This window comes from Myxococcota bacterium (assembly GCA_039030075.1).
Taxonomy (GTDB): domain Bacteria; phylum Myxococcota_A; class UBA9160; order UBA9160; family SMWR01; genus JAHEJV01.
In genome coordinates, this window is record JBCCEW010000004.1 from 213,396 (window position 1) to 229,025 (window position 15,630).

At 69.0% G+C, this 15,630-nt stretch carries 10 protein-coding genes; 1 reads left to right on the plus strand and 9 read right to left on the minus strand.

Annotated features, from left to right (window positions below):
* Nucleotides 1–127: 127 nt before the first annotated feature.
* The 6 genes from AAF430_06140 to AAF430_06165 form a co-directional block, all read right to left on the minus strand.
* The gene (locus tag AAF430_06140; GenBank protein MEM7409792.1) at nt 128–385 is read right to left on the minus strand and encodes an acyl carrier protein; all 258 of its coding nucleotides are present in this window, start codon (nt 383–385) and stop codon (nt 128–130) included.
* A gap of 187 nt (nt 386–572) precedes the next feature.
* A complete protein-coding gene (locus tag AAF430_06145; protein MEM7409793.1) occupies nt 573–2,051 on the minus strand; it encodes an amidase in 1,479 nt (492 codons plus the stop codon).
* A gap of 114 nt (nt 2,052–2,165) precedes the next feature.
* Nucleotides 2,166–5,270: an efflux RND transporter permease subunit gene (locus tag AAF430_06150; GenBank protein MEM7409794.1), complete on the minus strand. Its 3,105-nt coding sequence runs from the start codon at nt 5,268–5,270 to the stop codon at nt 2,166–2,168.
* A gap of 14 nt (nt 5,271–5,284) precedes the next feature.
* A complete protein-coding gene (locus AAF430_06155) occupies nt 5,285–6,403 on the minus strand; it encodes an efflux RND transporter periplasmic adaptor subunit (protein ID MEM7409795.1) in 1,119 nt (372 codons plus the stop codon).
* The gene (locus AAF430_06160) at nt 6,400–7,071 is read right to left on the minus strand and encodes a TetR/AcrR family transcriptional regulator (protein ID MEM7409796.1); all 672 of its coding nucleotides are present in this window, start codon (nt 7,069–7,071) and stop codon (nt 6,400–6,402) included. Before AAF430_06160 ends, AAF430_06155 begins: the two co-directional genes overlap by 4 nt.
* Nucleotides 7,072–7,243: 172 nt before the next feature.
* Nucleotides 7,244–8,830 carry an MBL fold metallo-hydrolase gene (locus AAF430_06165; protein ID MEM7409797.1) on the minus strand — a complete coding sequence of 529 codons (1,587 nt, stop codon included), beginning with the start codon at nt 8,828–8,830 and terminating at the stop codon, nt 7,244–7,246.
* Between the two features lie 189 nt (nt 8,831–9,019).
* Here AAF430_06165 and AAF430_06170 point away from each other — a divergent pair, with 189 nt between their 5' ends.
* A complete protein-coding gene (locus AAF430_06170; GenBank protein MEM7409798.1) occupies nt 9,020–9,412 on the plus strand; it encodes a nuclear transport factor 2 family protein in 393 nt (130 codons plus the stop codon).
* An 18-nt stretch (nt 9,413–9,430) separates the two neighbouring features.
* On the opposite strand, the gene AAF430_06175 is transcribed toward AAF430_06170, so the two are convergent.
* The 3 genes from AAF430_06175 to xsc are packed head-to-tail and all read right to left on the minus strand — an operon-like array spanning nt 9,431 to nt 15,547.
* Complete coding sequence (locus AAF430_06175) at nt 9,431–12,400, minus strand: fused MFS/spermidine synthase (protein MEM7409799.1); 2,970 nt, start codon at nt 12,398–12,400, stop codon at nt 9,431–9,433.
* A 29-nt stretch (nt 12,401–12,429) separates the two neighbouring features.
* Entirely contained in the window at nt 12,430–13,743 is a 1,314-nt protein-coding gene (locus AAF430_06180) for an aminotransferase class III-fold pyridoxal phosphate-dependent enzyme (GenBank protein ID MEM7409800.1), read from the minus strand.
* Nucleotides 13,744–13,762: 19 nt separating this feature from the next.
* Nucleotides 13,763–15,547: a sulfoacetaldehyde acetyltransferase gene (gene xsc, locus AAF430_06185; protein MEM7409801.1), complete on the minus strand. Its 1,785-nt coding sequence runs from the start codon at nt 15,545–15,547 to the stop codon at nt 13,763–13,765.
* Nucleotides 15,548–15,630: the final 83 nt, after the last annotated feature.

Consider the following 15,630-nt stretch of genomic DNA (forward strand, 5'->3'; position numbering starts at 1 on the left):
ACCCCGCCGCCGGTTCCGGGGGCCTGGCCCGGGGGACGACGACGGAGTGCCTTGGGGGGAGGGTGCGTTCTTTGGGTGTGGTTGGTGGGTTGTTGGGGGGAAGGAAGGAGCGGGGGCTCCAGAAAACTCAGGCGGCGCGCGCGCGGAGCTGACGCAGGTACTGGACCACGTCGAAGACGGTTTCGAAGAGGCTCGCCGCCGTGTCCGGAATCGACATCCCGAAGGCTTCCTCGAGCGCGTCGAGCAGTTCGAGGGTGTCGAAGCGATCGAGTCCGAGTTCACTGTCGAGGCGGGTGGTCCAGTCGAGCTCTTCGAGGGGAACGCCGAGGTGCTCTGCCAGGATCTGACAGACGGCGGTGTCGGGTTCGTGTGCGTCTCGGAACATCTTCCGTCCTCTTTCCTTTGCGTGCGGCCCGTTCCGATTCGTAGGTCGCGCCGGCGCCGCATTCGGTAACTCGCATTCCGCGATTGGCGTTTCGACGCAGTTCGCCGTTCGCCGCTTCATCGGAGAAGCAGAACCGGGCGGTGCGGGAATACGAGCGAATCCAGGGGCTTACGCCCCGGCCGCCGGACTAGTCGCGGGGTCCGGGCAGACGGCCGGCCCAGGGCGCCGCGGCCTCGAGCTGGTAGGCGAGCGCCAGCAGGGTCGACTCCTCGCCGAGGCGGGCGGCGAACTGGCTCCCGATCGGCAGGCCGTTCGCGGACATGCCGAGTGGGACCGACATCGCCGGGTTACCCGCGGCATTCCACACGGGCGTGTACGAGACGTACTCGATCATCGGGTCGAAGACGTCCTCGAAGGGGAGCGTCCCGGCCTGGGTGCCGAGCGGGATCGGCGGCGTGCGCAGGACGGGCGAGAGTACGAGGTCGTAGTCGTCGAAGAAACCGTTCACCGCCGGGCCGTAGCCGTGCAGGAACGCGATGGCCTTTTCGAGACTGCCCTCGGGAAGCTTCGCGAAGAAGTCGGCCATGCCGAGCGTCACCGGTTCGAGCAGCTCGCTCGGGTTGCCGCCCTGGGCCTCGATCTCGCGGCGCAGCGCGAAGGGGCGCGCCATCCACAGCGCGAGGAAGTGCTCGCGGAACGCCTCGCCCTGATACTCGGGCATCGCTTCGCTGACCTCGTGGCCGAGAGACGCGCAGAGCTTCGCGGTCTCCTCGACCGAGGCGGCCACCTGCGGGTCGGCGTCCGTTCCGTAGGCCGTCTTCGTGTGATAGCCGATCCGCAGGCGTCGCTTCTCGGGAGCGGTGACGAATCCCGCCGCAGGCAGCGGCGCCTTCGCGTCGGTGCGCTCGGTTGCGGCGAGGAAGGCCGCGCTGTCGCGCACGGTGCGGCTGACGACGTGCTTCACCGAGATGTCCACGGGCCTGTTCGAGGCGCGCTGCGGGTTGCGACCACGGCTCGGCTTCAACCCGAAGAGCCCACAGCACGACGCGGGCACGCGAATCGAGCCCCCGCCGTCCGAGGCCTGGGCCATCGGCATCATGCCCGCGGCCACCGCGGCAGCGGCCCCACCGGATGAACCGCCGGCCGAATAGTCGAGGTTCCAGGGGTTCTTGCAGACGCCGAGCAAGGCGGGCTCGGTGGTCGCCACCAGCCCGAACTCGGGCGTGTTCGTCTTGCCGAGGATCACGAGTCCGGCCTCGACCGTGCGCTCGGTGTGGAGCGTGCTCTGCTTCGAGATCTGCTTCGCGAACATCCGCGAACCCATCGTGTTCCGCGTGCCCGCGAGATCGTTCAGATCCTTCAAGAGAAAGGGCACGCCGCGGAAGGGGCCGTCGGGGAGGCTGCCCTTCGACTCGGCGAGAGCGCGCTCGAAGAACCGCGTGGTCACCGCGTTGATCGGCGCGTCGAGGGTTTCGATCCGCGCGATCGTCTCCATCACGAGCTCGGCCGACGTGATCTCCCCCGTGCGGATCAGCTCGGCCTGGCCGAGGGCGTCGGCGTCGAGGGCGCGCGTCGGCACCGAGCGCAGCGCGGCGCCACCGCCACCGCAGGCGACGAGCCCGCTGCTCGCCAAGGACCACAGGAACGCGCGCCGATCGAGTGCCATGCCAAGCCTCCTTGCGGCAAACCTGCCGCGACTCGGCATGCTAGCTCGACGACGAGCGACTGTGGGCCGGAACGGGAAGAAACCGACGCGTGTCGGCCGGGTCTGTGTCCGGGTTCAGGCCGACGGGCTCGGTGAACCCGACGGGCGCCAGCGCGCCCAGGCTTCGCGCGGTGAGCGCACGAAGACCTTCAGGTCCTCGAGCGCCAGGTAGAAGACCGGCACGATCAAGAGGGTCAGCAGCATCGACGAGAACATGCCGGCGGCGGTCGCGACGGCCATCGGGGCGCGCGTCTCGGCGCCGGGCCCGATCCCGAAGGCGGCCGGGAGCACGCCGAAGATCATCGACAGCGCGGTCATCAGGACCGGGCGCATCCGGACGGGCGCCGCGCGACGCATCGCGGCCTCGGGCTCCATGCCGTCGTCGCGGAGCTGGTTCGCGTAGTCCACGAGCAGGATCGAGTTCTTCGTCACGAGCCCCAGGAGCAAGACGATGCCGATCAGACTGAAGAGGTTGATCGACATCCCCATCACCCAGAGGCCACCCAGCGCACCGACCATCGAGAACGGCAGGGCCAGCATCACGATCAGGGGCTGGGTGAGGCTCTCGAACTGGGCCGCCAGCACCATGTAGATCACCAGCACCGCCAGGCCGAACATCATCGTGAATTCGCTGAAGGTCTCGCGCATCGACTCGGCGTCGCCGGCCAGGCGCAGCGCGATCCCCTGCGGAAGGATCTCGTCGGCGATCGTCTGGGCGCGCGCCACGGCCTCGCCGAGGCTGATCCCCTCGAGATCCGCCGAGATCTCGACGCTGCGCAGGCGGTCGGTGCGCGTGATCGTCGACGCCGTCGCACCGGTCTCGATGCGCACGAGGTTCCGGAGATCCACGAGGTCTCCGTTGCGGGCCCGCACCCAGAGGTCGCCGATCGCGTCGAGGGTGTCGCGCTCGCTCTCCTCCATCCGCAGTCGGATGTCGTGGCGGCGCTCGCCATCGCGGAAATCGGCGATGTCCAGCCCACCGATCATCGCCTGGACGACCTCGGCCAGGGTCGAAGCATCGACGCCCAGAGCCGCGGCCTTTTCGCGATCGGGAACGACACGCGCTTCGGGCAGCCCGAGCCGCAGGCTCTTCTCGATGTCGACCAGGCCGCCACCGCTCTGGAGCCGCGACACCAGCGCGGTGGCGTACTCGTCTAGCTCCTCGAGCGAAGCGTTTCCGACCACCTCCACCTCGAAGGCGCGATCACTCGAGTTTCCGCTCGGGTCGTAGATCGCGATCTCCTGGCCGGGATAGGTGGACAGCTCGATGCGGGCGGCGGCCATGATCTCGGCCGCGCTGCGATCGCGCTGGTCGTGGGGCACGAGCTGGGAGTTCACCATGCCCTCGGTGGGCGAGTTGACGCCCATCGTGGTCGAACCGATGCGACCGAAGACGGCGGCCACCTCGGGCTGGGCGAGGAACCAGTCCTCGTTGCGCTGCATGATGGCTTCGGTGCGCTCGAGCGAGGTGCCGGGCGGCGTCTTGAACTGGACGACGATGAAACCCGAGTCGGCCTGGGGCATGAACTCGCCGGGCAGCCGGCTGCCGGCGAACACCGCCACGACGATCGCCGCGACGGCGATGCCGAAGGTCGCCAGGCGATTGGCGAGGGACCAGTCGAGCACCGCGCGGTAGGTCGCTTCGAGGGATTCGAACCAGCGCTCGAGGCGCTCGTAGATGCTGTCGGGCTTCCGCGGCTTGGGGGGAGGCATGCGCGCGGCGAGCATCGGCGTGAGCGAGAGCGCCACGAACAGCGAGATGATCACCGCCACCGACACCGTGACGCCGAACTCGGAGAGGAAGGCACCCATCTGCCCGCTCGCGAAGGCGACGGGAACGAACACCGCCGCCACCGAGAAGGTGGCCGCGGCCGCGGCGAGGGTGATCTCACGCGTACCGACGTGGGCGGCCTCGCGGGCGGACTTCCCGTCCTCCCGGTGCCGCTCGATGTTCTCGAGCACGATGATGGCGTCGTCGATCACCACGCCGATCGCGAGCGTGAGGCCGAGCAGGGTCATCGTGTTGAGCGTGTAGTCGAAGACCCAGATCATCCCGAAGGTGGTGATCAGGGACATCGGGATCGCCAGCGCCACGATCATCGTGGGGCGCGAGCGGCGCATGAAGATGAACACCACGAACACGGCGAGCAGGCCGCCGAACTGGAGGGCGAACATCGTCTCTTCGAAGGCTTCCCGGATCGAGCGGGAGTGATCGATATTGCCGTTGGCGTCGGCGATCTGGATGCCGTCGGGCATGAGCGGCCGCAGCTCGTCCATCCGCCGGTTGAACTCATCGACGATGGCGACCGTGTTCGCGTCGGTCTGCTTCGAGAGGCCGATCGCGATCCCCGGCTTCCCATTCATGTGGGTGGCGTCGCGGACGTCCTCCTGACCATCCTCGACGCGCGCGACGTCGCGCAGCCGGATCGGGGCGTCGCCGTCCCAGGAGATCACCATCGCGGCGAGCTCCTCGACCGAGCGGAACTCGGCGTCGGTCTTCAGCGCCCAGTCGACCGAGCTGCCCTCGATGAAGCCGCCCGAGCGCTCGACGTGCTCGCGGCGCAGGGCGCGCAGCACGTCGCCGGCCGCCAGCCCCCGCGCACGCAAGGCGTCCGGATCGATCCAGATGCGGATGTTCCGCTCGATTCCCCCGAAGAGCATGACGCCGGCCGCTCCGGGAATGCTCTCGATCACGGGCTTCACGTGCCGCTCGAGGTACTCGGTGGCCTCGGTGATCGGCATGTCGATCGCGACGGGCGCCCAGATGATCGGGAAGTTCGAGTAGTCGGCCTTCCCCATGCTGGGTGGGTTGATCTCGCGCGGAAGCTCGTCGAGCTTCAGGTTGAGTTTGTCGCGCACGTCCTGGGCGGCGACGTCGAGGTCGTGATCGAGCTCGAACTCCATGATCACGGTCGCCGCGCCCTGGGTCGCGGTGGAATAGATGTGACGCAGGCCCTCGAGGCTGGAGAATCCCTCTTCGAGGACGTCGACGATCTCGTCCTCCATCACGCTCGGGGACGCGCCTTCCATCGAGACGCGCACGCCGACGAAGGGAAACTCCATCTCGGGGTAGCGGTCGACGCCGAGTCGGGTGAAGCCCAGGATCCCGAACGTGGCCATCGCGAGGGCCATCATCCAGGTCAGCACGGGGCGCTGGATCGAGAGGTCGGAGAGGCTCATGGGGGAACCGCCGACTAGGCGCCGTCGGCGATTTCTTTCTTCGCCGCCAGGGCCCCCTGTGCACTCTCGCGCACGACCACCTGCGCGCCATCGACCAGGCCGCCGTGGCCCCCGCGCACGATGCGATCGCCGACGGCGATCGGGCCCTTCACTTCGACGCGTCCATCGCGGATCGCGCCGGTCTCGACCACGATGCGCTCCACGCGATCGTCGTCCCCGATGCGATACAGGATCGCGCCGTTCGCGCGCTGCACCAGCGCCTCTTCGGGGACCATCAACACGCCTTCACGCCGGTTCACGCCGAGGCTCAGCCGTGCGAAGAGGCCCGGGCGCAGGGTGCCCTCATCATTCTTGATCTCGGCCTTCATGCGCAGCGTGCGCGTCTCGGGGTCGACGGTGGGAGAGATGAAGGTCACGACACCGTGGAAGCGGCGATTCTCGAAGGCCCCGACCTCGATGTCGACGACCTGCCCCACCCGCACGCGCTCGGTATCGAGCTCGGTGAGCCGGAAGACGACCTCGAGCGGATCCAGCGCCACCAGTTCGAAGAGCGGCGCGCCCTTCTGCACGAACTCGCCGAGCTGCACCGCACGCTTCGCGACATGGCCGGAGAACGGCGCGCGCACGCTCGCGTCGGCGAGCGCGCGCTCGGCAACACCCATGTCGGCGCGGCGAGCTGCGTACTTCGAGCGGGCCAGGGAGAGCGCCGTCTCGGCCTCTTCGAGTGCCTGCTCGGAGGAGATGTTCTCGGTGCGCAGCTTCCGAATGCGCCCCGCCTGACTCTTCTCCTTGCGGTAGCCAGCCCAGGCTTCGGAGAGATGCGCGCGGTCGGCGGCCAGCTCGAGCTTGCGGCGCTCGGGATCGATTTCGATGACGGTGGAGCCGGCTTCGACGAACGCGCCTTCGTCGACGGAGATGCCGGTGATCCGGCCCTCGATCTCGGCGGCGATCATGGTGTGGAGCTTCGCCTCGAGGTCACCGCTCGCGCGGATCTCTTCCTCGAGGTCGACGGATTGGACCCGTGCCGCGGACACCGAAGGCGCGAGCACCTCCTCCACGACCTGTTCGTCACCGCAGCCCGCGCCGAGCCAGACGACCAGCGCAAGAGAGAGAATCAGATGCAGTCGCTTCACGGCCGAGTGGCCTCCTGGCGGGCGGGCGGGGTGGTCGCCGACATGCCGGCGAAGAAGGTGTGGAGGGTGCGTTCGGTGAGATCCGCGACCCATTCGTAGTCGGGCTCGATCACCTGCAGCGAGGTGAGACCGCGCATCACGGCCCAGAGCATCTGTCCGATCGTCTCGGCGTCGAGATCGCCGACGCGTCCGTCCTCGACGAGCGCCGCGATCGGACGCTCGAAGCGCTCGCGCACGCGCTCCATCGCGCGGGGCATGCGGCTCTCGCCCTTGCTCGACATCGACCACATCACGCGCGAGAAGCTCGAGTGCTCCACACTGAAGGCCACGTAGGCGGTCACGATGGCGTGGAGCTCGGCGAGGCGATCCTCGTGGGCTTCGACGCGGTCGAGCTCGTCGGCGAGACCCGTCATGCGCTCTTCGAGCAGCGCACGGATCAACCCGTCCTTGTCACCGAAGTAGTGGTAGACGGTCGGCGCCGAGTAGCCACAGCGGGCTCCCAGACTGCGGATCGAGAACTGGTCGCTGCCGGTCTCGATCAACAGCGCCTCGACGGCGTCGAGAATCGCTCGGCGCGTCTCACTGCGCTGGCGCTCACGACGCTGCTCGGCGCCCGGAACCTCGTCCGGAGCGGCCGGCTCCAGGGTTTGGAGTTCGGAGGAAGACATGGAGGATTGATCGGTGTTCAGGGCGTTGAACAGGAGTCAATGGGATTGACCACTGTTATATAGCGAAGCCCGGAAATTCCGCAAATCCACGTCCGAAAAGGGATTTTTGCCCCGCCTCCGTCGTCCCGGCGCCGCCGGTTCTCCGGTGGCCCTGCGGCAGGACGTGGGGGGACTACCCCAGCGCGCGCTGCAGCTTCCGAATCAGCTTCTTGCGCTCACCGGGCTCTTTCAGGCCCTCGAGTCGCTTCCCCAGCGCCAGGATCAGCGCGGCGTAGTCGTTGTACCAATCGCGCTCGAGCTCGGCGGGGTCGATGCGGCGCTTCTTCGCCGGCTTCCCGGTGGCGCTCGAGGGGGTCAGGGTGAAGGTCTCGTCCAGGTCGGGGAGCAGGACCCGCTTCGCTGCAACGCCGCTCGCGACCAGCGCCTTCTTCAGCAGCTTCCGCTGCTCCTGCTCGCCGTGGGTCAGGAACACGCCGCCGTGTACGGGCAGACGCTCCTGCACCCACGCGACGAGTTCGTCCTGGTCCGCGTGGGCCGAGTAGTTCCCGATGCGGCGGATGCGCGCGTTCACGTCGACTTCCTTGCCGTGGATGCGCACGCTCTTCGCGCCGCCCTGCAAGATGTGCCCGAGCGTGCCAGGCGCCTGGTAGCCCACGAAGAGCACCGTCGAATCCTTGCGCCAGAGGTTGTTGCGCAGGTGGTGCTTGATGCGACCCGCGTCGCACATACCGGACGCGGACAGGATGATCGCCGGACCGTCGTGGTCCTTGATCGCCTTCGAACCGTCGACCGATTGCACGATCTCGAAGTTCGGGTGACGGAAGATCTCCTTCTCGTCGACTTCGATCTCTTCGAGGGTCGAGGCGTAGCGGACGAAGACGCCGGTGACCTTCCGCGCCAGCGGGCTGTCGAGGAAGACCGTCACCTGGGGGATCTCGCGACGACTCAGCAGCACACCGATGTCGTGGAGCAGCTCCTGACTGCGCTCGACGGCGAAGGACGGGATCACGAGGTTGCCGCCCCGCGCGATCGCGTCGCGGATCTCCTTCCGCAGCGTCTTCCGACGCTGGCGCAGGGTCGCCTCCTCGCGCTGACGACCCCCGTAGGTCGACTCGCAGAGGATGTAGTCGAAGCCCTGGGGCGCTTCCGGGTCGGCGTAGAAGGCCTTCTCGTCGGGGCCGAGATCGCCCGAGAAGAGCAGCCGCAGGGGGCGATCGCCCGACTTCCCGTTCTCGATCTCCACTTCGACGGAAGCCGACCCGAGGATGTGCCCCGCGTTCCAGAAGCGCGCCCGCACGCCGGGGCCGGGCGAGAACCAGGTCTCGTAGGCCTGGGCGTCGGTGCGGTTCAACGCCTGCTCCGCGTGCTCGGAGGTGTAGGCGGGTTCGATGAGCGGCTTCCCCTCGCGGGCGCGGCGCTTGTTCGCGCGCGCCGCGTCCGACTCCTGGATGCTCGCCGAATCGGGGAGCAGGAAGGCGAGCAGGTCCTTCGTCGGGCGCGTGGCGTAGATCGGCTGGTCGAAACCGTGGCGGACGAGCTTGGGGACGAGGCCCGCGTGATCGATGTGGGCGTGGGTGACGATCAGATAGTCGAGCTTGCCGGCGTCGAAGGGGAAGGGGCGCCAGTTCAGTTCGCGAACCGACTTGTTGCCCTGGAACAGCCCGCAATCGACGAGGAACTGTCCGCGCGAATGCTCGATGCGGTAACAGGACCCGGTGACGGTTCCGGCGGCGCCGTGAAAGGTGATCTTCGTGGCCATGCGCTCCCCCACCCGCCAGGGCAAGAGGCCCGGACTGTGCGCAGGGTATCCCCTGACGGCGCCGCGCGGGACCGGCCCGGGGGCGGATCGGCGGTGAGTGCGAGAAGGCCGACCGGATTCCGGCGCATCGAGTAGGATCGGGCGCCGGCCCCCGCAGAGGCCGGCCCGATTTAGAGAAGGAGACCCCCCATGCCCGAACCCACCCCCGACTACGTCCGCGCCGTCTACGACCGCTATCCCGAGATGGTCACCAAGGGCGACGTCGACGGGATCCTGGACCTCTACACCGACGACGCAACGATCGAAGATCCGATCGGATCCGACATCCACCGCGGACGCGACGCCATCCGCGCCTTCTACGAGGCATCGGCCGGCACCGTGACCATGAAGCGCACCGGCCCGGTCCGGGTCGCGGCGAACGAAGCGGCCACGCCGCTCGTCGTGCTGATCGGGCCCCCGGGCGACGGCCAGCAGGCGCTCGACATCATCAGCCATATGGTCTTCGACGCGAACGGCAAGGTCACCGCGATGCGCGCGTTCTGGAGCGCCGACGCCTTCCGGCCCGCGACCGACGCCGACTGATCGTCGTGCCGCCGGGGTTCACGCCCCGGCGGCGGCAGCCTCGAGCGCGCGGAGCCGCGCCTGCATCGCCGCGTGGCCGGGACGCAGCGCCAACCCCTCCGCGACCACCCGCCGCGCCTCGTCGACGCGTCCGGCTTCGACGAGCAACCGCGAGAGGTCGTCGTGCACGAACCAGTCGCGCGGCGCCCCCTGGCGCGCGGCTTCCAGCGCGTCGATGGCACCCGTGCGATCCCCCGTCGCCTCGAGTGCGACGCCCAGCAGCCGTTTCCCCGCCGCGTCCTGGGGCCAGAGTTCGAGGGCAGCGCGCGTCTCGGCCACCGCGAAACCCGCGCGACCCTGGGCGAGCGCATCCGCCGCCGCACCGAAGCGCAGCTCGGCGAGTTCCCGACGCGCCGGGGTGTAGGACGGGTCCTTCGCGAGCGCCTCTTCGAGCAGGCGCCGTGCCGCCGGCTGCCGCCCCGCCGAAGCCAGCGCGAACGCGCGCACCACGCGGGACTTCGCCTCGCGCACGCGTTCCAGGGAATCCTGTGAGTTCGGCTCCGGCCCGAAGAAATGGGCCGTCCCACCCACCCAGTCGAGCAGCGACACGCGGAGTTTCTGCAGCGCTACCAGGTTGTGCATGCCGTGGACGCCGATGTTTCGGGGCGCCGCGAACTCGAGATACAGGTTGTCGTCGGTGTTGACGATGCCTCCGCGCACGAAGCGCGCGGTCGCGTCCCCGGCGAGCGTGAGATCGGCGAGGAAGGGGAGCGGCGCGTCGCGGGCGATCGGCGCGAGTTGATCGCGCACCTGGGGCACCATCAGACGCTCGGCGAGTCGCGGCAGGTCGGCCCGGATCGGTGCGTCGCCGCCCATCAGCACCACGTCGTTGCGCGACTGCCACAGGACGACGTGCTCGAAGACCTCGGCGAAGGTCGTGACGATCGACTGAAAGTCCTCGAGAGAGAGCTCGTCGGCGGGCAGCCACTGACAGGCGAGCCCGCCGGGCCGCAGCCGCTCTTGCACCAGCGCGTAGTACTCGCGGGTGTAGAGGTAGGCGGCCCCGTGCGCCCAGGGGTGGATCGGGTCGGCGGTGATGATGTCGAAGGTGTCTTCGGTGGTCTTCAGGTGGTTGCGGCCATCCTGGATCACGAGCTCGACGCGCGGATCGTCGAGCACGTGATCGTTCCAGGCACCGAAGACCCGCGTCCCCCCCGCCACCTCGGGTTCGATCTCGACGATCCGGAGTTTCTCGATGCCCGGATGCGCGGAGAGGGCGCCTGCGGTGACGCCGGCACCGAGCCCCACGACGAGCGCGTCGCGGGGATCTTCGTGCAGCAGCGCGGGCACGTGTCCCATCAGAAGCTGCAGCTGCATGTCGGTCTGGTTGCTCGACGCGACCACCTTCCCGTTGATCAGGATCGCGAGATGCCCGCGGGTCTCGAGCACCGACACGTTCGAGACGCGTCCTTCGGCGAGGTAGACGACTTCCCCCAGCTCGAGGGCGCCGGCCACGTCGACGGATCCGTCGGCCTTCACGTAGCGGCCCAGCCGGTTGTTGTTGAAACCGCCAAGCAGATCGCGATCCCAGCCGCGGGGTACCGAAGGCAGCGCCAACACGAGCGCGAGCACCGCCGCGAATCCCACGGCCACGAGCGCCCGCCGCTTCGGTACGCGGGCCGCGAGAGTGCAGGCGAGGATGAACGCGCCGTAGGCCAGCGGCAGCACCGACACCCAGAGCATGCCCCGCTGGAGACCGAGCCACGGGATCCAGACGAAGCCCGCCGTCAGCGACCCCGCGATCGTGCCCAGGGTGTTCAGACTCAGCGTGTCGCCGACCGACGCGCCGGCCTCGTTGGCGAGCCGCGAACGCACCTCGGCAGCCAGCGGAAAGGCCATCCCCATGAACAGACAGGGCACCCACATCACCACGAACGAGACGAGCAGCGTGGTGGAAGGTCTCACCTGTGTGAGATCGCCGTGGAGCGCGAGGTTGGCGCGAATCACGAGGTCGGGAAGCACCGGGATCCATTCGGAGGCCAGCAGACTCGTGATGCCGGCGCCCATCATCACGATCCCGAGCCAGCTCGCCGGGTCGAGCCGACGGCTCGGCAGGAAGGGACGCAACCAGCTCCCGAGCCAGATCCCGACCAGGAAGCTCGCGAGCATGACGGTGAAGCTGTAGGTGGTGCTGCCGACGTGCAGACCGATCGCGCGGGTCCACATGACCTCGAGCGCGAGCGAGGAGAAGCCGCCCACCGCCGTGCCGAAGAACGCGACGCGATAGGCACCCGCCGCGAACCAGGTGTGGCTTTCGGTGGGTGTGGGATCGGGTTCCGGTGCGGCGCTGGGCTTCGCAGTTTCCCAGGCGTCGAGCGACCAGGCCACGGCGCCGATCGCGAGGTTCACGATCACTGCGCTGAGCTGGGTATGCCAGACGCCGAGCGTCGGAATCAGCACGAAGCCAGCCGCGAGCGCGCCGAGCAGCCCCCCCAGCGTGTTCAGCCCGTAGAGCCAGGCGAGGCGATGTCCGAGGGACTCCAAGCCCTCGGGCCCGCGCAAGAGCCAGCGGATCAGCACGGGCAGCGTGCCGCCCATGAAGAAGGTGGGAACCACGAGCAGACCGAAGGCCATCGCGACGCGTGCCGTCGCCAACCCGGCCCCGGCGCCACCCGCCTGCTTCGCCGCGCCGACGTAGAACGCGTCCGCCGCGTCGAGCGCGAAGGGCAACGCGCAGGCCGCGAGCGCGATTCCGATCTCGAGCCAGGCGTACACGCGCAGGGGTCGCGCGAGGGAATCCGCGCGGCGGCCGAGCACGAAGCTTCCGAGGGACAGCCCCGCCATGAACGACGCGAGCACGATCGCCGTCGCCTCGAAGCTGGCCCCGAGGATCAGCATCAGGTCGCGGACCCAGGTCACCTGGTAGAGCAGCGCCGTCGCCCCCGACACCACGAACAGGGCCTGGACCCCGAGACGCAGCGAGCGGGACGGCAGGGCTTGGGACTCCATCGGCGGAACGGGTGGGTTCGAGCGCGCGCTCAGGGACGCGCGGCGAGCGTCTCGCGCAGGACGCCGAACATCTCGTCGAGCTGGGTCTCTTCGAAGACGAAGGCCGGGGCCAGGAGCAGCGCGTCACCGGTGGCCTTCACGTGAAGCCCCGCATCGAAGAGCTGCTTCTGCACCTCGTAACCCGCGCGCCCGGGTTCACCCGGAACGGGCTCGATGTCGACGGCGCCGAGCAGTCCGAAGCCGCGCACGTCGGCGACACCGGCGACGTCGCGGAGCTCGGCCAGGCCGGCCAGGAACGGACCGGAAAGCGCGTGGGCACGGGCGAAGCTTCCTTCGCGCTCGTAGAGGTCGAAGCTCGCGACGCCCGCAGCGCACGCGGCGGGATGACCGCTGTAGGTGTAGCCGTGGAAGAACTCGACGAGGCCTCCGTCGGCCTGCTCGACGATCGTCTGGTAGATCGCGTCGGATGACGCAACGGCGCCCATCGGCTGCATGCCGTTCGTCAGCGCCTTTGCCAGGGTGATGACGTCCGGGGTCACCCCGAACGCGTCGGCGGCGAAGGCGTGGCCGGTGCGCCCGATGCCGGTGATCACCTCATCGAAGATCAGCAGGATGCCGTGGGCGTCGCAGATCTCGCGCAGGGCCTCGAGGTAGCCGACGGGCGGCGCCAGACACCCGGTCGAGCCCGCGATCGGTTCGACGAACACCGCTGCGATGTTCTCACCGCCGTAGAGCGCGCACGCCCGCTCCAGGTCTTGCGCGAGTTCGGCCCCCTTCTCGGGCTGGCCAAGCGCCGTGCGGTTCTCGGGGATCGCGGTGTGCCGCATGTGCACGACGCCGGCGACACCGGGCCCGTACACCGCGCGATTCGGCTTGATCCCGGACAGCGCGACGCCACCCATGTTCACGCCGTGGTAGGCCCGCTCGCGGGAGACGAACATCGTGCGCTGGCCGTCGCCGCGCGCGCGGTGATAGGCCAGCGCCATCTTCATGGCCGAGTCGACCGACTCGGAGCCCGAGTTCGTGAAGAAGACGCGATCGAGGCCGTCGGGCGTCAGCGCCGCCACCCGTCCGGCGAGCTCGCTCGCCTTCGGGTGATTGCGGTTGAAGGAGCCGGCGAAGTCGAGCTCGAGGAGCTGGGCGCGTACGGCGTCAGCGATCTCGGCGCGACCGTGCCCGAGCGGCACGCAGAAGAGCCCCGAGCAGCCGTCGAGGACGCGCGCGCCGGACACCGCTTCGTAGTACACGCCCTCCGCCCGCAGGAAACTCTTCGGATCCTGCCGGAAGTCGCGGTTGGGCGTGAACGGAAGCCAGAGGTGATCGAGCGACGGTTCGTGCGCCATGCGATGCGTCCCCTTCGGTCTAGTCCGAGAAGTCCTGGTACTTCGCGAGCAGGCGCTTCGGGCGCTTCAGCGCGTCGCGCCGGAAGGGGTCACCGAGCTCGCGCGTCACCATGACCTCGACGACGGTCGTCTTCCCCTCGCTCTGGGCCTTGCAGGCCGCCTCGAGCGCCGGGCCGACATCGCCCAGCTTCTCGACGGTGATGCCCTCGGCGCCCAGCGACTTCGCGACGGCCGCCCAGCTCGGGTTGTCGAGGTTCACGCCGAGGAAGCGGTTCGAGTAGAAGTCCACCTGGTTCTTCTTCTCGGCGCCCCACTGCTGGTTGTTGAAGACGACGCCGGTCACCGGGATGCGCTCGCGGACCGCGGTGAGCAGCTCGCCGAAGCTCATGCCCCAGGCGCCATCGCCGACGTAGGCCACCGCCGGGCGGTCGGGCGCGGCCGCCTTGCAGCCGATCATCGCCGGGAGCGCGTAGCCACAGTTCCCGAACATCATCGCGCCGAACATGCTGCGCGGCTGATCGAAGGAGAGGTAGGAGTTCGCGATCTGGCAGATGTTGCCGATGTCGGTCGACACCATGGCGTCGGCCGGCAGCGCCTTCTGCAGCTCGCGCAGCACGGGACGCGGATGCAGGTAGTCGGAGCCCTGGGTGACTTCGAGGCTCCAGGAATCCTGCTCGTGATCCCAATCGGCGCGCTCGGCGTCCCAGGCCTGCTTCGCCTCGCGGATCGTCGCGGCACGCGCGTCGCGGTTCGCGGCGCCCTTGAGCTCCTTCCCCGCCAGGCGAGCGGCGATCGCCTCGGCCGCCTCGCGGGCATCGCCGCACACGGTCACGTCGGCGCGCTTCACGAGCCCGAGCACCGACGCATCGGCGTCGACCTGCACGAGCTTCGCCTTCGCCGGCCAGTACTCGAAGCCGTACTGGGGCAACGTGCCGAAGGGACCGAGACGCGAACCCAGCGCGAGCACGACATCGGCCTTCGCGATCAGGTTCATGGCCGCCTTCGAACCGTGGTAACCGATCGGGCCACAAGACAGCGCGTGGCTCGCCGGGAACGAATCGTTGTGGAGGTAGCTGTTCGCGACCGGCGCGCCGAGCAGCTCGGCCAGGGCCACGCAGGCCTGCACGCCGTCGGCCGCTACGACACCACCGCCCGAGAGGATCACCGGGAACTCGGCCGTAGCGAGCATCTCGGCCGCGGCATCGAGGTCGGCCGCGCCGCCCGGGCCGCGCTCGATGCGCAGCGGCGGCTGGATCTCGCACTCGAGCTCGCCGTAGAAGTGGTCGCGCGGGATGTTCAACTGGGTGGGGCCCATGTCGATGAACGCGCGGTCGAAGGCGCGCGCCGTGAGCTCGGCCATGCGCACCGGGTTGTTCACGTGGGCCTGGTACTTCGTGATCGCCTGGAAGATCGAGAGCTGATCGGTCTCCTGGAAGCCGCCCAGGCCGATCGCCGTGGTGCCGGCTTCGGGCGTGATCGCGACGACGGGGCTGTGAGCCCAGTACGCCGCGGCGATCGCGGTGACGAAGTTCGTGACCCCGGGACCGTTCTGGCCAATGCACACCCCGTGACGGCCCGAGACCCGGGAGTACCCGTCCGCCATGTGGGCCGCGCCCTGCTCGTGCACGGTGGGGATGAAGCGAATGCCCGCCGCCGGGAACAGGTCGAAGGCGTCCATGTACGCCGACCCGACGATCCCGAAGACGTCGGTCACGCCTTGGGCCACCAGCGTCTCGACGAACGCTTCGGAGGGGGTCATGCGCTGCCGACCCTGGACGACTTGGCGGGCGTCCTGCTGTGCCATCGGGAGTTCTCCTGTCGGAACGGGGCGATGTCGGGACGATCGCCGCGGTGGAAGTCGGGACGCGGCCCCCGGCAAGGGCGGGG